Here is a 16025-nt window from a genome sequence, read left to right on the forward strand (position 1 = left end):
CAAGGGCAGCACATCATAATTACTGCTCTTTTGGCGTTTATGTTCGGGTAAACTTATTAACTTCGTAAATGCAGTCCATACAATCCCTCTTCCCCAAAATAGGTTTCTTCTCTATTCTTGATGTATTGCTGGTGGCTTTGATCATTTACCAGTTGTATAATCTTATCAGGGGAACCATTGCAGCTAATATCTTTATTGGGTTTGCAGTGATCTTTGCCCTCAATTTTGTGGTGAAGGCTTTGGATATGAAGCTGCTTACCATTATCCTGGGCAAATTTGTTGATGTGGGGATCATTGCCATTATCGTGGTTTTTCAACAGGAAGTAAGGCGATTTCTATTATTGGTAGGTAAAAATGCTTCACTCCAACGCAATAAAGCCTGGTGGCAATATTTCTTCGGAAAATCAGAAGTGGAGAAAAATAATTACGCCAGGATCAAGCCAATAATTGATGCCTGCAAAAGCCTGAAGCAAACCCGCACAGGGGCGCTCATTGTTTTCGCCAAGTATTATGACGAACAGTTTTATCAAAACAGTTGCGAGGTGGTGGAGGCCAAAATTTCAAAGCGATTGTTGGAAAGTATTTTTCAGAAAACCAGTCCGCTGCATGATGGTGCGGTGGTGATTTCGGAGAATAAGATTAAATCGGCAAGTTGTATTTTGCCGCTTACCGAAAAAACTGATCTGCCGGCGCAGTTCGGCCTGCGCCACAGGGCAGGGATTGGTGTTACAGAGGCAAATGAGGCCACGGCGATCATTGTATCTGAAGAAACCGGTGAGATCTCGTATGCCAAACAAGGCCGGATTAAAATGAATATCAGCTTCGCAGAGCTGGAAAAAGTTTTAAATAAGGATTTTTAATCGGATAAAAATAAGACAGGATGCGCCTTTAACTGGCGCAAGTATTGTGTGGTTGCAAGAGCGGGGCGTACTTGTGCCCTCTAAGCTAATAAAGGATTGCTATATTGTGAATCAAAATAATCAGTGTTAAATTAACAATGCCACTGCAACCCTCCATCGATAAAATAACAGAAATCTCCCGGGTCCTGCTTTCGATAGCAGGGCGTTATCTGGTATTTGCCGGCGCATTATACTTGTTTTTTTACGTGTGGAGAAGACGAACATATTGGTATTCAAAAATTCAGCAACGCTATCCCGAAAGCAAACATATCCTTCGCGAAATCGTTTATTCGTTTTTTACTATACTGATATTTGGTGCGGTGATCCTGTTGGTGATCTACGCCAGTAAGCAGCATTTAACAGGGATCTATCCAAACATCAGCGATAAAGGATATCCTTATTATTTTTTGAGTATAGGGCTGATGATCCTGATGCACGACACCTACTTTTACTGGACACACAGGGTTATGCACTGGAAGCCTTTGTTTAAGCTGATGCACAAAACGCATCATTTGTCAACTAATCCGACACCATTTGCCGCTTATGCTTTCCATCCGCTGGAGGCCGTAGTGGAGATTGGTATTGTACCACTCATCGCCTTTACTATTCCCTATCACGGCACTGCGCTCACTATATTTTCTTTGTATTCGTTGCTATTAAACGTGACCGGTCATCTGGGCTATGAACTTTTTCCCCAGGGGTTTACTACGCATAAACTGTTTAAATGGCACAATACTTCAACGCATCATAATATGCACCACCGATTAATTAAATGCAATTATGGTTTATATTTCAACATATGGGACAGGCTGATGGGCACTAATCACCCCGATTATGAAAAGAGCTTTGAACAGGTGGTTGAAAAGCGCGAAAAAGTGAAGTGTAAAGGAGACCCGGGACTATTGTCAGACAGAACTGGCTACGGAGTAACTTTTTCCTTTTTTACCCCGGCAGTATCCGGATTAACAACATCTATTCTTTTAATGAGCATATGGTATTTTATCCCGGGTTCGTCAGTTTTAACAACGGGCATATTGTCGTTCGGGTAATTTTTAACAACAGGCATCCGGCTGTAAACGGTCACATTATCAACAAGTTCACGGGTATTTAGCAATGTCCTGTTATCATTTAAAAGTCCGTTTTTCGGAAGTACCGGCATTAGTTTAGACAAGTTGCTGTCAACCTTTAATGGTTTCAAATTAAAAAGTTTATCGACAGCGTCATTGTTTTTAGGTGTCTTATTGAGGTTTTGTGCTTTAAGCTGGCCTGCACAGGCTATGATAGCAGCAAGGATTAAGGTTTTTTTCATGGCGATACTATTTTATACTAATATACCTATCAATTAATAATATTTAAATGTTAAATAATGTTATTAAATGTTAAATGCTTTTGAATTGAACCCAAATACCAAAGCCATAAACTGATAGATTTTATTACTTTTGTGGAAAATTTAAAAACCGATGAGCGAACTCATTAAAAAACAAGTGAACGATGCAAAGGCCTTGATGGAAAAGGCCATTGACCATGCAGATAGCGAATTAAATAAAATACGTGCAGGTAAGGCAAGCCCTTCATTACTTGACGATATCAGGGTTGATTACTATGGCACCCCAACACCATTAAGCCAGATAGGTAGTGTTAACACCCCTGATGCCCGTACCATTGTTGTTCAGCCCTGGGAAAAATCATTGTTAAACCCTATTGAAAAAGCTATTAAAGAAGCTAATTTAGGTGTTAACCCTCAAAACGACGGTATCATCATCCGTATCAATGTACCTCCGCTTACCGAAGAGCGCCGTCGTGATTTGGTTAAAAAAGCTAAAGCCGAGGCTGAGACCGGTAAGGTGGCTGTTCGTAACATCCGTAAAGATGCCAACGAAAAGATCAAAAAATTAAAATCAGAAGGTGTTTCTGAAGACGAAATAAAGACAGGCGAAGCTGAAGTTCAAAAACTTACTGATGCTTACATTGCTAAAGTTGATCAGCTTTCAGAAGCTAAAGAAAAAGATATCATGACGGTTTAATATTAACCTTGTGTCAAATTAAAAGGGAATGAGCTACTTAGCCATTCCCTTTTTTTATGTTTGCTGTCGAAACATGAATGTATTAATCTCTTACTTAAAAAAACACCGCTGGATAGTTGTATTTGCACTTTTCCTGGCGGCGATGAATATAGGCTTCTCCCTGCTCGACCCATGGATAACCGGGCGTATTGTTGACCGTGTTATCGAACAACGCAGTAAGCTACAATATGACGCATACCTTAATCAGGTGCTGATGCTGGTTGGCGCTGCTATTGGTGTTGCCATGGTATCGCGTATAGCTAAAAACTTCCAGGATTATTTTACCAATATCATTACCCAAAAGGTAGGTGCAGAGATGTATGCCGATGGTTTAAAGCACTCGCTTGAGTTGCCTTACCAGGTATTTGAAGACCAGCGGAGCGGCGAAACTTTAGGCATATTGCAAAAGGTGCGTTTAGATTGCGAAAAGTTTATTACCTCCTTTATCGGGATCCTTTTTGTGTCGCTCATCGGGATGGTATTTGTTATCGTTTACTCAGTGAGCGTAAGCTATAAAGTTACCCTGGTATATTTCGCCGCGATACCCATCATCACTTTTGTGAGTATGGCCATGAGCCGGAGAATTAAGAAAATCCAAAAGACAATTGTGGCCGAAACAACGGCGCTGGCAGGTTCAACAACCGAGTCGTTAAGGAATATCGAGCTTGTAAAAAGTTTGGGTTTGGCAAAACAGGAAATAGCAAGGTTGAATAATACCACTTACAAAATCCTCGATCTGGAACTGAAAAAAGTGAAGTATGTACGCAGCATGAGCTTTGTACAGGGCACTACAGTAAACTTTGTGCGCAGTGTGATGGTGGTGGTTCTGCTGATGCTCATTTTTAAAAGCACTATCTCTCCGGGCCAATATTTCAGCTTTTTATTTTACTCATTCTTTTTATTTAATCCTTTGCAGGAGTTAGGCAACGTAATCCTTTCCTGGCGTGAAGCTGAGGTTTCCCTTGGTAACTTCAACAGGATATTAAGCATTCCTATCGATAAAAAGCCAGAAAAACCGGTGCTGCTTGAAAAGGTAGAAACCCTCACTTTTAACGATGTTACCTTTAAGCATTTAACAGCCAATCGTAATGCCCTTAACCATATCAGCTTCGAAACTAATTCGGGCGAAACGATAGCGTTTGTTGGTCCGTCAGGTTCGGGTAAAACTACACTGGTTAAATTATTGGTTGGTTTATATCAGCCTTTGCAGGGAGATATTTTATACAACGGCACATTAAGTAAAGAAATAGACCTTGATCAGCTCCGTGAGAAAATTGGTTTTGTAACCCAGGATACACAACTGTTTTCAGGTACCATCCGCGAGAACCTGCAGTTCGTTCGCCCCGGAGCTACTGATGAAGAATGTATGGATGTGTTACAGCGTGCAGCCTGCCAAACCTTACTGGCCCGGGCCGATAAAGGTTTGAGCACTGTAATTGGTGAGGGCGGTGTAAAAGTATCGGGTGGTGAAAAACAGCGTCTTTCTATAGCGCGAGCTCTATTACGCAGACCGGATATCCTGGTATTTGACGAAGCAACATCATCCCTCGATTCTATCACCGAAGAGGAGATTACAGAAACCATCCGTAATGTATCCGAAAAGGAAAACCATATTACCATCCTGATCGCTCACCGTCTATCAACCATTATGCATGCTGATAGTATTTATGTGCTGGAAAAAGGCCGCATTATTGAAGGCGGTAAACATGCCGATCTGATAGCCCAAAAAGGTTTGTATTACGCCATGTGGCGTCAGCAGATTGGAGAGAAGGATACAGCAGATGCGCTGGATTAAGATATTCGAATATTTTATGTCATTGCGAGCGAAGCGCGGCAATCGCTTGCTATACAGGGCGACCTTGCTTCCATGCGATTGCTTCGTCGTCTCTCCTCGCAATGACATGTTTTAACTATACTTCCGGCGGTACAAGTATTACTGTAGTACTTGCTACTTCAGTAGTTGCCATGTGTTCAAACAAGTTCACCGCATTTTTTATGGCTGCTTCATGTTCATTCTCCGGTATCGCGTTAAGCACCTCTAAAAACTGTTTCCATTTTAAACCAAGCTGATCACCGTAAACCTGGTAATAGTGGTAGTTTAAATTGTAAGGCAATAGCTGTTCATTAGTTTTCAGGCGTTTCGCTATCACATTGCCGCCAAGCGTTGAGCCTTCCAGTACATACATTGCCCCGAGGATTGCTGCATCACTGCTTAAGTCAATATATTCAGGAGCCTCCGCAGAATTGTTGCTTACTGTCGAATTAATCTCTTCAAAATCGCGTAATAGAGCTGGCAGTTTTACCCTGTTTTCAATATCCAGTTTTCTACGTAGTTCATCACTAAGATGGGTAAATAAAAAATCTTCTACCGCCGCGTGAGTAGTGTAGTTAACCATTAATATATTATGATACTGCTCAAACGTAAGCGAGCCATCCATAATTTGCCCTACAAACATTTTTTGCTCAAGCTGATCATGCAGATATGCAGTAGCTTGTTTTATTTTTTCATGAAGCATAAAGTATGCGTTTTTCTACGCCGCTAAAATACCGTCAATACACTTATAAAGTTCGTCAAGTGCAAATGGTTTTGCGAGGTAAGATGTAGCATTAAGATTTTCAGCAAGCTGCATAATGTTGTCATGGCCTGAAAATAATACAAAAGGTATAGTTCTGTGGTCATCAACCTCATGGATCTCTTTGATTATTTCACGGGCCTGGCGCTGGCCGATATAGTTATCGAGTATGATCAAATCAGGAGAGAAGCGTTCAATTTGCGCTACAACCTCGTAGCCGTCGCGTTTTACTTCAACCTCATATTTATCGCATAATGCGATGCCCATAATATCGGCTATATCCCCATCATCCTCGATGACTAATATTTTTTTCAGCGTTTTAATTGACATTCAGATTTTTAGTGAACCAAAAATTATAAAGTGATTCAACGCAATTTACCAGGTTTAAATAGCCCGCAGGCTTGGTTAAATAAGCATTAGCGCCAAATTCAAGTGATGCTTTAACGTCTTTTGGATTGTCGGACGTTGAAAAGAATATCACCGGAACATATTTTAAAAACGATATTTCACGAATGCGTTTTACCAGGTCGAGCCCCGAAAGCCCGGGCAGGTTAAGGTCGAGCAGTATAAGTTTCGGTTTTACTCTTGCTTCGGTAAGCTGTTTTAACTGCTCAAGCGCATCCTTCCCATTATCAATGATCTTTACCGTAAGCCCGTCTTTCACTTCGCGTACGGCATGCTGCATTATAAATGCAAAATCTTCGTCATCTTCAACATAAAAAATATCAGGCGAACTCACAACTAACTAATTTTAAAAGATATATAAAAAACTGTGCCAAATCCTAATTTGCTCTCAAACCAAATTCGCGCTTTGTGTTTTTCAACAATGCGTTTTACAATGGCCAGGCCAACGCCTGTGCCCTCAAATTCGAGCGCGTTATCCATGCGTTTAAATAGTTCAAACACGCGGTTATAATAATTTACGTCGATACCAACACCATTGTCGGATACCGAATAAACGATCTCGTTGTTTCTAACTATCCCCTCAACTTTAACTTTTGATGGCGTTGATTTTGAAGAGTATTTAACAGCATTGTTAATCAGGTTGGTGAAAACCTGCGTTATCATTACACTGTCGCCGTCAATACCTGGGGTATCTCCAATGGTAAATTCAATGCTTTCGGGCTTAAGGGCCGATAGTACTTCCCTTTTAATTTCATTTAGTAACAGGCCCATATCAATTGGGGCGGCCTCTATGTCAGTACGGCCCACGCGCGAATAATGCAGGATCTCTTTAATGAGCATGTGCATTTTATCGGTGCCCTTGACGATCCTTTCGAGCATTTTTTTGCCGAATCATCCAGGCTTTTATTACTGGCCAGCAATAGCTCCGAGTAATTTTTTATTGATGATAGCGGGGTGCGCAGATCATGCGATATGGTATAGCTGAAGGTATCCAGCTCATCATAGGCCAATTGCAAACGTTCGTTCAGGATCCTGATTTCGTTGGCTTTGCGGTTGATGGCATAAATAACATCTTCACGAACCTTTAAAACCGCGGCGATCTCATCATGCTTCCACTTTTCGGATGTGTTTTTAACAATTTGTGTCCAGCTGTCAAACGATTTTCGTGGCGAGAGCTGCAACAGGCCGTCGGCAGTTTCTTCAACAGGCTTTTCCGGATTGCCCGCCCAGTTGATAGCTTTTACCTGCTCGGGTTTAAACCAAATGATCATCTCCCCAAGCTCGCGCGATAGGCTGCAAGATAAAATACCGCTGGCAACATCGCTGTAATTTTTGGCCGCCAGATATATTTCCGGGAAACGGTAAGTGCTGTAAATGGTATCAACCATATTTACCTTAAGCCAATCAACTATCTCGGCTATTTGTTCTTCGGTGGGTGTCTGGCCAATGGTAGTTATCTCTCCATCGTACACCAGCGCCACACCCGTAGCCGTGGTAACATCTTTGATAGTAACTTTATTGCGGGTTAAGGCGAAAGTAAAATCAGTGTCCTTTTTGATATAATCGGCAATGGTATTGGCAGCTTCGCCCAGTTCATGAAGTTTTGCCAATTCTTCCTCATCCTGGCGGTACTCTAATGCTGATGAAAGGATCTGACCGATCAGTTTCGATGCATCACGCGATTTATAGTCGATAAACCTTGGCGAATAATTATGGCAGGCGATAAGTCCCCAAAGTTCGCCATGGGCAATAAGCGAGATACTGAAGCTAGAGTCGACGCCCATATTTTTTAAATATTGGATATGGATAGGCGACACAGCCCTCAATACCGAATGGGTAAGGTCAAGCGGTGCGGCTCCCTCCTCATAGGTAATAATAGCCGAGCTTTCTGAATTTACATCGGCTATAATACGGGTAAGATTGATCTTATAAAGCTCGCGGGCTTGCTTAGGAATATCCGAAGCCGGGTAATGCAGGCCTAAAAACGGCTCCAGGTCATCGTTCTTCACTTCGGCGGTTACTTCGCCGTGACCATCCTCGTTAAATTTATAGATCATTACCCGGTCATAATTGATGATCTTTTTTATTTCAGAAGCAGCCTTTTGCAGTAGAAGGGATAAGCTTTTACCACTCAGGATCTCGGCTACCGAACGGCCTATAGTTTTTTGAATGTCACCACCCAGATCTGATTCGGTTGGCTCAAACTCCAGTACCAGATCATTTACCGAGTGACTGATGATAAGATTGTAATTAGTTCCCTTTACATCAATAGCCAGCGGATTGATGGTGTCTGAACTTTTTGCACCCTTAGCCAACTTTAACAACTGCTGCAATGACGCGGTATCATTTGCTATGGCTAATTGTTCTTCCAGTTCGCTAATATTTTTGCCTAAGAGTCCGATTGCGTTGATACCGGTATAGCTTTCAACGTTTTGACTGATGTAGGAAATATTGTAAGATTTGCTGTTTACAGCGATCAAGAAACCGTGCGATTGGATCTTTCCCGGGATATGTATTGGTTCTCTGTCGCAATTGGTCAGGTCTACCTGGTAGCTCATAGTTTTTTGATAGGATGAATGACCGCGTAAAATACAAAAAATACACTTTTATGAAATATATTTTTTAAATAGGTAAGTTGTAAGGATTGAGAGGAAAGGTGATTGTTAATAAAACTATATCATTAAGCCCATGCCTGGTATTATCACAGTACCGTGTTAATTAGGGAAGTGGTGCGATGGAAATACCGACCACGAGCAAATGTGGGGAGAAGGTACTTTCCGAATAAATAAAACATACCCCTAAATATTTTTATTCTCAATCATCCTGAAAAACTCATCGCGATAGGTGTCGCCTACAGGGATGATCTTGTCGCCGATCTGGATGCGGCTCCGTTCAATACTGTCTATTTTATTGAGAGCTACAATGTATGATTTATGTACACGTACAAAATGTTTTTCGGGCAAGGCATCTTCCATTTTTTTCATGCCCTGCAGGGTAATAATCCGCTCGGCAGAGGTAAAAATGCTTATATAATCCTTTAAACCCTCAATAAACATAATATCATGCAGGTATACCTTTTGAATCTTATGTTCGGTTTTTACAAAGATAAAATCGGTTGAAAAATCATCCTGCTGCACGGGTTCGGCCTGCATCACTACCTGTGGTTTGGCTGCAACAGGCTGGATAATGCTTTGTGCTTTTTGTACCGATTTAAAAAAGCGATCAAATGCGATTGGCTTTAACAGGTAATCAACCACATCAAGTTCGTAACCTTCAAGCGCGTACTGCGGGTAGGCTGTAGTTAAAATAACCTTGGCTTTACCGTTAGCAATTTTCAAAAACTGGATGCCGGTAAGCTCGGGCATCTGAACATCTAAAAATACAAGATCGGCTTCGGCGGCCTGTACCATGGTAAGCGCCTCGATGGGGTTAGTTGTGGCTTTAACCAATTGCAAAAAAGGCATCTTGGAAATATAGTCTTCCAAAATATGCAGCGCCAAAGGCTCATCGTCAACTACCAAACATCTGATCATAGCGTAAAAATAATGTAATAATGGTTATTCTAAATTTTTTAATATGCTGTTTTGTTATAACGGCGTCAATTCAACAGATTTATACCAGATTTCGGCCCCTTCAGATTGCAAAAGGATGCGACCGTGCGATAATGAGGCTATTCCCCAGTTTACCAAATGTCCGTTAACATAATGTTCAATCTGGTTGCCATTGCAAATGATTTCGATGATGTTCCATTCGCCGCGCGGATTTTCAAAATTGGCGGTGCGGTAAACACGCTGCTGGTCCCACTCAATGGCCGATTTATTGGGCGTAACCACATTAGTATGTTGTACGCACCAAATATCGCCGCAATCACCCTCCTGAATCTGGCATTCTATCGATCTTGGCCATACAATATCTTTATCACCCTCCCCAAAATGATATAAAACACCTGCATCGCGTACGCCCTTTTCGCGCGGGTGATATTGTTTGCTCCCCCATTTAAATACTACTTTCAGGTAATAATTATCGTACGATTTTTTGGTGGCCATATAACCGAAATACTTGCCCATTACATGCACCATACCATTTTCAATGGCAAAGTTGTTATGTACATCATTATCCTTGCCTAAAGTATCCAGGTAGGTATACCAATCCTTTTTATCCTTGCCGTTTAACAATTTTTGAACCCCAATCTCCCTGATCCAGATATTGCGGAACGATACCGGAAACTCATGCTCCTGCAGCAACAGGGGTAAGGCGAAGGCGTGTTTTTGATATTTGGGCTGACCAACATGCGCCACTGTTCCTTTTATAGCTACATGGTTTTGTATCAGTATGCCATTGTGTAATACGGTAATGTAAGCCGGTGATTTAACCGAGCTGTCGATATTGAAGCGCGGGGCAGTATAAATGATATCATACTTTTGCCACTGGCCCGGTTTAAGCGAGGCATTTACCAGCGGCAGGTATTGTTTATAAACAGAACCGGCCTGCCCGTTTGAGTAGGTACGGTTTTTATAACTGTCGAGGATCTGCAGTTCGTAGCGGCTTTGCATAATTACGCCGCTGTTGCCACGTTCCTGGCCGTTGCCTTTAACAATGGCAGGGGTGCGCCACTCGATATGCAGCTGGCAATCGGCAAAGTTTTGTTTGGTGATGATAGAGCCGCTGCCCGGCTTAACGGTTACAATACCATCTTTTACTATCCAGCCCGGTTTGTTGCCTTTCTGATCTGTCCATTTGTCCAAATTTTTGCCATCAAACAAAATGATAGCATCGGATGGCGGCTTGTTACCGGCGCCCGGTAAAACTACTTCAGGCTCAGGGTCCCAAACTTCGGTTGCCTTAGGGTCGGTTTGTGCACATGCGGTAATGGCCGATGCTGCAAGAAACAGGGCTAGGAGCAATTTTTTCAAACAGGTCATGGTTATAATAGGTTATAACTATAAATCTATTGATAATTCGCAGGTGTAGGTATATTCTTCATCCCTTATTTTTAAAGAGTACCTGTTGGGGTAAAGCAGGTTGAGCCGGCGCTGCACGTTTATCAAACCAATTCCACCTACAGCATCACGGTTATTGTTATGTTTTTTGTTTTGGATGTAAAAATGCAGTTTACCATCCGCTACGTTAATAAGTAGCTTTATAGGGGAGTTGATATCATTTGCAACGCCATGCTTAAAAGCGTTTTCGATAAAAGCGATCAGTAACAGAGGTTCTATTTTTTGATCGGTGATATTGCCATCTACCTTAAAATCAATAAATGCCTTGCTGCCAAAGCGGATCTTTTGCAGATCGATGTAGTTTTGCAGGTACTGGAGTTCTTTACTCAGGTCAACTTTGTTTTCGTTACATTCATAGAGCATGTAACGCATAATTTCCGACAGCTTTAAGATAGCTTCGGGCGTAGTTTCCGAACGCTGATAGGCCAGTGAATAAATACTGTTTAAGGAGTTGAATAAAAAATGCGGGTTGATCTGCGATTTTAGAAAAGCCAGCTCGGCAATAAGGCGCTGATTTTCAAGGTCGCGCTGAATGCGTTCGTTCAGGAACCAGTCTGTACTGAACTTTAGCGCTGTGCTCAGGAAAACAAATATCAGACTGGTAAAAATACTGCTGTAAAAATAGGTGGCAAAACTGGTTACATGCCCTTTTTGATGTACTAACACAATATCCTTAAATATTAACCCTACTCCATATTTACCTATGCCATATATTATTATGCTTACCAGTACAGCTGTGGCATATTGCCAATACCGTTTTTTATTAAGGAAATTAGGTATAAAAACCAGGTAGTTAAGATAAAATAAGCTGATATTAATAGTAGGATAAAGCAAAAAGATCACCAGTAGCTCTTTGGTACTGAGCTGCGCGTCGTTTAGCCTTGCCAAAAAAACAAAAAAGGATATAATGCCCGTCCAAAAAAACAGGTGCCAAAAAATTATCCAGGCGGTTTTTATTCCGGTTCTGGATTTCGGTAATGGTAATGAAGCCTCCATTCGCTGTTTTTAAATCCCTTTTATGTTTACGGGTGTGGCATCTAATTTAATATTTTGATAATGATATCGGCCTGTTATTTATATATAGCCGCTCATTTTTTCGATGAACTGGCTTTTATTATCGATGAACTGGTTAAAAGGTGCAGAAAAGCGTTCATCTATAAACAAAGTGTGTTGGTCTAAATCATTTTAGCAGGTTATTTTTTTAATATTCCTTTGTTGTATAAAATCAACACTCACAATGAAAACGCTTATCAAAAATTCAAATCCTTTTATCATGTTATTGATCCCGGTAATGTTTGCCCTTATTTTGGGTGTAAGTTACCAGTTCGAGCAAAAAAAGGAAACAGCAATAATTGGCCGCACAGCAGTACATGCTACCTCATTGTTTCACAAAGGTTTTGTAATGGTTAAAACTGTTTGCTCAATAGCAAAAAACAATAACATATGGTAATTACTACCGAAGGCCTTTCCTTCACCTTTGGTAAGCAGCAGGTAGTTAAATCACTCGCGCTGCAAGTTCCAGAAGGAAGTATATATGGTTTTCTCGGTCCCAACGGTGCCGGGAAAACCACTACTATCAAACTCCTGCTTAACCTGCTAAAACCCGATGCAGGTAACATTCACATTTTTGAGCAGGATATCAAAACAAGCCGCATCAGCATACTTTCGCAAATAGGTTCGCTTATTGAGCAGCCTGCTTTATACCAGCACTTAACCGGGAGGGAAAATTTATTGAACAGGGCCTTATTATTGCAGGCGCCTGCTCAGCGCGTAGAAGATATGCTCGACCTGGTACAGCTAACTGCCGCCGCCAATAAAAAAGCGGGGCAATATTCATTAGGGATGAAGCAGCGCCTGGGTATTGCGCTGGCCCTGCTGGCCGATCCTAAATTGTTGATTTTAGATGAGCCTACCAACGGCCTCGACCCAAACGGTATCATCGAGATCCGCGAGCTGTTGAAAAAGCTTGTGTCCAAACATGGTAAAACTGTTTTTATATCAAGCCATTTGCTTGGCGAGATTGAACGGATGGCCACGCATGTGGGGATTATAAATAATGGCGTAATGCTTTTTCAGGGCAGTATTGCCGACCTGCAGGCCATCAGCAAACCACTGGTGCGCGTTGATGCCGAAAATACCGTTGACGCCGCCAACCTGTTAACCCGCCACCATATTAACGTTACCGAAGTAACCGACGAGCATTTACTGGTACCCTACATCTCCAAACAACAAATGGGCGAGATCAACGCCCTGCTTAATAAAAACGGGCAAATGGTTTACAGCATCAGTAAACAGCAAAAAGACCTGGAAAAACTATTTTTAGATATCACCCAAAGAGCCTAAGCCATGAAAGGATTTATACTGTCATTCCGTTCGGAGTTTTACAAAAGCCGTAAAACACTTGGCTTTTGGGCTTCGGTAATGCTTCCTTTATTTATAGGTGTTTTGTTGTTCGTAGGGTTTTATACCAAAAGTGAAAAGTTGGTGTCAATGCCGCCGATGATGCTTTGGCTACAGTTTGCTGGTGCTATTTTGGGTATCATGGGCTCATTGGTGCTGCCAATGTATATCATATTTATAGCATACTCCGTAAACAGTATCGAACACCGGGCCGATACCTGGAAAACCTTGTTTAATCTGCCAATCCCCCGCTGGTCGGTTTATGCGGCTAAATTTTTTTATGCGGTTTTCCTTGTATTTGTTTGCCTTGCGTTGTTTGTGCTGTTTACCATTGGTTTCGGCAATTTGTTAAGCATAGTAAAACCAGAGTTACGGTTCGACGATTTCCACATGGAGAAAGAACTGGCACAGATCTATTTCAAACTGTTTTTATCATCATTAGGTATCCTTTCCATTCAGTTTTTACTCAGTTTATTTTGGGCAGATTTTTTAAAGCCGATGGGGATTGGTTTTATATGTACTATAGCCGGCGTTGTGGCGGCTTCAAAAGGCTGGGAGTATAGCTACCTGTTTCCATATGCACACCCAATGGCAGCTATCAGTAGCATGCTGAAAAACAATCATGGCGATCCATCCAACCGGTTACAAATAGATGTTTTTACTAAAGATGTATTTGTAAGTATGGCTATAGCAGTTGTTGTATTTGTGGCAGGATATTTTATTGTGCAGCGTAAGAGCGTGAAGTAGATTATTTGTTATGTTTACTCAAGTCATCAATGATCTCAGCAATTTCGCGATTAACCGAATCTATGGACGGAAGCCTAACTGTCGTGCTGTCCTGTAACCTCTTATATAATAAATTATAACTATTGATGCGTAGCTGGCAGTACTTTTTAAGCATATTGTCGCGAACCTTATAAGGTTCGGGAAGGTCGAGTGAATCAGCAGAGTTGATAACCTGGATATTTTCATTCCAATAGTATATACCCCTATCCTTCAGTTCGGACATTAAAACATCTTTAGCCGTATTTTTTGGCATTTGCATTACCTCTAATGCCATTGACTCCTTAACGGCAAAATCCTTCATCTTTTTCTGGTACATCGCAAATGGATTAGGTGTTTGATAGTAGGTAACGGTACAGCATAGTAGTGTTAAAACGGCAATGGACATTACAGAGAGAACTTCTAATCCTGTATTATCCGGTTTGCTAAGACTTGGATAGTAAAGGTATCCTATAATGAATCCGCTTACCAGTCCACCAACGTGAGCCGCGTTGTCAATCCCTTCTTTAGTACCATATAATAAATTAAAAGCGACAAAAAAGCCTATGCTGACCAAAAGTTGCTTTCGTACGTTTTTTTCGATAATATTTGTTGTGAGCATGGAAAGAAATACACCATACATGCCAAATATAGCCCCGGATGCACCTGCACTAACAATAAACCCATGCGTTGTAACACTAACTATGCTGGCAGATAAACCTGTCAATAAATAGGCAGCTGCAAATTTTAGTTTGCCAAGCCAGGGTTCAAGTAGCATACCTATATACATCAGGGCATACATGTTTAAAAGCAAGTGCATGATGCCGATATGAAGAAAAATTGCCGTTATTAGTCTCCAATATTGATTATCTAAAGTGAGTGGCCCAAAGTTTGCTCCCCAGCTAATGAGGTCGCTTACTGTAGGTTCGAACGTCGATACACCACGAATAACCATAATAATAAAAATCGCGATGTTAACATTTATAATTATTGGTGTTATGAAGTATTCAGGCCGTGGTATAAAGAAACTAAGGAATCCCAGTAACTTTTCTTTTGGGGTTGGTGGAGGGGCGTTTAAGATATCTTCTTCTTCAGATTCAAATATGGGAGTGAGTTCGACCAATTTTTCCTCGATAAATTCGCTGTTCAGAGATGTTTTAAGCTGATCATATTTTTCGATGAAAGTATTTACATTCTCTTCGTTCATTTCCGACCAATCAGTAATTTTTCCGTCGGCGTTTTTACTTATCAGCAAAATATCAGACTGATTAATAACAAGCCTGAACTCCTGCATGGGTGAAAAAAGGCCTCCGCCTATAATTGTTATAAGCCCATTTTTTCCGGTATAAATTATTCTCCAATCCAGTTGCCGGGCGGTTTCGAGTGCAATTACCAGGATATGTTTTGGGTCGGCGTTGTTTGTATCAATTTGTTTCTTAAATGAAGGGGTAAAGCTAAATGCCATAAGGTTAGGACTTTTTTAGCTATAAAGATGACAATAAATCTCTTATTAGTCAAAAAAACATTGTCGCATATCAATGATCGGATTAGTTAGGTTGAGCCTGTTGTTTTGATCGGATTACGAGCCCTTTTTAGATTCCCCAAAATAAATGGTTACAAGCAGCAGCATGAAAATCATCAGCGATTTTAAATCAGCTAAAAATTTATTGAAGATTTGAAGCTTGTGATATAATCGGAATAATGTTCGGCGTAAAAAATAAAAGCTGCTAAAGCGTATGCAAACAATCCCCAAACTATAGTTGCAATGATCGATGTCCGCACCTTTTTAATCCACATCATTTGCGGAAGCAAGAAATAAATAAAAGCTTGCATAGCAAATGCAAACCAATACGGGCCAAGTATGCGGTTATTTACCCTAATCTGTTCATAGTTGTTTGTGAATAATACGTTGCAAATATTTCC

Annotated in this window: 16 protein-coding genes; 7 read left to right on the forward strand and 9 right to left on the reverse strand. The window is 41.1% G+C overall.

Going from position 1 to position 16025, the window contains the following annotated elements; all coding sequences use genetic code 11:
- Positions 1 to 68: 68 nt before the first annotated feature.
- From cdaA to ACQ86K_RS02010, 4 genes are all read left to right on the forward strand, one after another.
- Positions 69 to 860 carry a diadenylate cyclase CdaA gene (gene cdaA / locus ACQ86K_RS01995; RefSeq protein ID WP_090530839.1) on the forward strand — a complete coding sequence of 264 codons (792 nt, stop codon included), beginning with the start codon at positions 69 to 71 and terminating at the stop codon, positions 858 to 860.
- Between the two features lie 137 nt (positions 861 to 997).
- Complete coding sequence (locus tag ACQ86K_RS02000; RefSeq protein ID WP_431199706.1) at positions 998 to 1948, forward strand: sterol desaturase family protein; 951 nt, start codon at positions 998 to 1000, stop codon at positions 1946 to 1948.
- A gap of 411 nt (positions 1949 to 2359) precedes the next feature.
- Complete coding sequence (gene frr, locus ACQ86K_RS02005; RefSeq protein WP_090530830.1) at positions 2360 to 2923, forward strand: ribosome recycling factor; 564 nt, start codon at positions 2360 to 2362, stop codon at positions 2921 to 2923.
- 73 nt (positions 2924 to 2996) lie between these two features.
- Complete coding sequence (locus ACQ86K_RS02010) at positions 2997 to 4757, forward strand: ABC transporter ATP-binding protein (RefSeq protein ID WP_091175522.1); 1761 nt, start codon at positions 2997 to 2999, stop codon at positions 4755 to 4757.
- 115 nt (positions 4758 to 4872) lie between these two features.
- Here ACQ86K_RS02010 and ACQ86K_RS02015 read toward each other — a convergent pair whose 3' ends face one another.
- The 8 genes from ACQ86K_RS02015 to ACQ86K_RS02050 all read right to left on the reverse strand — a co-directional run bounded on the left by ACQ86K_RS02015 (position 4873) and on the right by ACQ86K_RS02050 (position 11828).
- The gene (locus ACQ86K_RS02015; RefSeq protein WP_091175519.1) at positions 4873 to 5478 is read right to left on the reverse strand and encodes a biliverdin-producing heme oxygenase; all 606 of its coding nucleotides are present in this window, start codon (positions 5476 to 5478) and stop codon (positions 4873 to 4875) included.
- 15 nt (positions 5479 to 5493) lie between these two features.
- A complete protein-coding gene (locus ACQ86K_RS02020; protein WP_091175516.1) occupies positions 5494 to 5865 on the reverse strand; it encodes a response regulator in 372 nt (123 codons plus the stop codon).
- Positions 5855 to 6274, reverse strand: a complete 420-nt coding sequence (locus tag ACQ86K_RS02025; RefSeq protein WP_091175513.1) for a response regulator — start codon at positions 6272 to 6274, stop codon at positions 5855 to 5857. The genes ACQ86K_RS02020 and ACQ86K_RS02025 overlap by 11 nt, the downstream gene beginning before the upstream one ends.
- A gap of 2 nt (positions 6275 to 6276) precedes the next feature.
- Positions 6277 to 6780: a sensor histidine kinase gene (locus ACQ86K_RS02030; RefSeq protein ID WP_431199707.1), complete on the reverse strand. Its 504-nt coding sequence runs from the start codon at positions 6778 to 6780 to the stop codon at positions 6277 to 6279.
- Complete coding sequence (locus ACQ86K_RS02035; protein ID WP_431199708.1) at positions 6729 to 8498, reverse strand: GAF domain-containing protein; 1770 nt, start codon at positions 8496 to 8498, stop codon at positions 6729 to 6731. The genes ACQ86K_RS02030 and ACQ86K_RS02035 overlap by 52 nt, the downstream gene beginning before the upstream one ends.
- A gap of 240 nt (positions 8499 to 8738) precedes the next feature.
- Positions 8739 to 9473 carry a LytR/AlgR family response regulator transcription factor gene (locus ACQ86K_RS02040; protein WP_090530824.1) on the reverse strand — a complete coding sequence of 245 codons (735 nt, stop codon included), beginning with the start codon at positions 9471 to 9473 and terminating at the stop codon, positions 8739 to 8741.
- A gap of 54 nt (positions 9474 to 9527) precedes the next feature.
- Positions 9528 to 10853 (reverse strand): 3-keto-disaccharide hydrolase, encoded by a 1326-nt coding sequence (locus tag ACQ86K_RS02045; protein ID WP_256337563.1) that lies wholly within the window; start codon positions 10851 to 10853, stop codon positions 9528 to 9530.
- A gap of 27 nt (positions 10854 to 10880) precedes the next feature.
- Positions 10881 to 11828 carry a sensor histidine kinase gene (locus ACQ86K_RS02050; RefSeq protein ID WP_431199709.1) on the reverse strand — a complete coding sequence of 316 codons (948 nt, stop codon included), beginning with the start codon at positions 11826 to 11828 and terminating at the stop codon, positions 10881 to 10883.
- 349 nt (positions 11829 to 12177) lie between these two features.
- Between ACQ86K_RS02050 and ACQ86K_RS02055 the strand changes: the two genes are divergently transcribed.
- Genes ACQ86K_RS02055 through ACQ86K_RS02065 form a run of 3 tightly spaced genes read left to right on the forward strand, consistent with a single transcriptional unit; the run spans position 12178 to position 14087 of the window.
- Positions 12178 to 12390 (forward strand): hypothetical protein, encoded by a 213-nt coding sequence (locus ACQ86K_RS02055; protein ID WP_090530816.1) that lies wholly within the window; start codon positions 12178 to 12180, stop codon positions 12388 to 12390.
- Positions 12384 to 13283, forward strand: coding sequence for an ABC transporter ATP-binding protein (locus ACQ86K_RS02060; RefSeq protein ID WP_091175504.1), 900 nt, complete (start codon positions 12384 to 12386; stop codon positions 13281 to 13283). Before ACQ86K_RS02055 ends, ACQ86K_RS02060 begins: the two co-directional genes overlap by 7 nt.
- 3 nt (positions 13284 to 13286) lie before the next feature.
- The gene (locus tag ACQ86K_RS02065) at positions 13287 to 14087 is read left to right on the forward strand and encodes an ABC transporter permease (protein WP_091175501.1); all 801 of its coding nucleotides are present in this window, start codon (positions 13287 to 13289) and stop codon (positions 14085 to 14087) included.
- Between the two features lies 1 nt (position 14088).
- Here ACQ86K_RS02065 and ACQ86K_RS02070 read toward each other — a convergent pair whose 3' ends face one another.
- Positions 14089 to 15567: a rhomboid family intramembrane serine protease gene (locus ACQ86K_RS02070; RefSeq protein WP_091175498.1), complete on the reverse strand. Its 1479-nt coding sequence runs from the start codon at positions 15565 to 15567 to the stop codon at positions 14089 to 14091.
- Between the last annotated feature and the right edge of the window lie 458 nt (positions 15568 to 16025).

The organism is Mucilaginibacter sp. P19, assembly GCF_050632265.1.
Classification (GTDB): Bacteria; Bacteroidota; Bacteroidia; order Sphingobacteriales; family Sphingobacteriaceae; genus Mucilaginibacter; species Mucilaginibacter gossypii.

Excerpts from the sequence above, each read along its gene's own strand:
- ACQ86K_RS02030 (WP_431199707.1), bottom strand. The coding sequence starts at position 6,780 with ATGCTCATTAAAGAGATCCTGCATTATTCGCGCGTGGGCCGTACTGAC.
- ACQ86K_RS02070 (WP_091175498.1), bottom strand. The coding sequence starts at position 15,567 with ATGGCATTTAGCTTTACCCCTTCATTTAAGAAACAAATTGATACAAAC.
- ACQ86K_RS02000 (WP_431199706.1), top strand. The coding sequence starts at position 998 with ATGCCACTGCAACCCTCCATCGATAAAATAACAGAAATCTCCCGGGTC.
- ACQ86K_RS02035 (WP_431199708.1), bottom strand. The coding sequence starts at position 8,498 with ATGAGCTACCAGGTAGACCTGACCAATTGCGACAGAGAACCAATACAT.
- frr (WP_090530830.1), top strand. The coding sequence starts at position 2,360 with ATGAGCGAACTCATTAAAAAACAAGTGAACGATGCAAAGGCCTTGATG.
- ACQ86K_RS02040 (WP_090530824.1), bottom strand. The coding sequence starts at position 9,473 with ATGATCAGATGTTTGGTAGTTGACGATGAGCCTTTGGCGCTGCATATT.
- ACQ86K_RS02060 (WP_091175504.1), top strand. The coding sequence starts at position 12,384 with ATGGTAATTACTACCGAAGGCCTTTCCTTCACCTTTGGTAAGCAGCAG.
- ACQ86K_RS02020 (WP_091175516.1), bottom strand. The coding sequence starts at position 5,865 with ATGTCAATTAAAACGCTGAAAAAAATATTAGTCATCGAGGATGATGGG.
- cdaA (WP_090530839.1), top strand. The coding sequence starts at position 69 with ATGCAGTCCATACAATCCCTCTTCCCCAAAATAGGTTTCTTCTCTATT.
- ACQ86K_RS02055 (WP_090530816.1), top strand. The coding sequence starts at position 12,178 with ATGAAAACGCTTATCAAAAATTCAAATCCTTTTATCATGTTATTGATC.
- ACQ86K_RS02065 (WP_091175501.1), top strand. The coding sequence starts at position 13,287 with ATGAAAGGATTTATACTGTCATTCCGTTCGGAGTTTTACAAAAGCCGT.
- ACQ86K_RS02010 (WP_091175522.1), top strand. The coding sequence starts at position 2,997 with ATGAATGTATTAATCTCTTACTTAAAAAAACACCGCTGGATAGTTGTA.
- ACQ86K_RS02015 (WP_091175519.1), bottom strand. The coding sequence starts at position 5,478 with ATGCTTCATGAAAAAATAAAACAAGCTACTGCATATCTGCATGATCAG.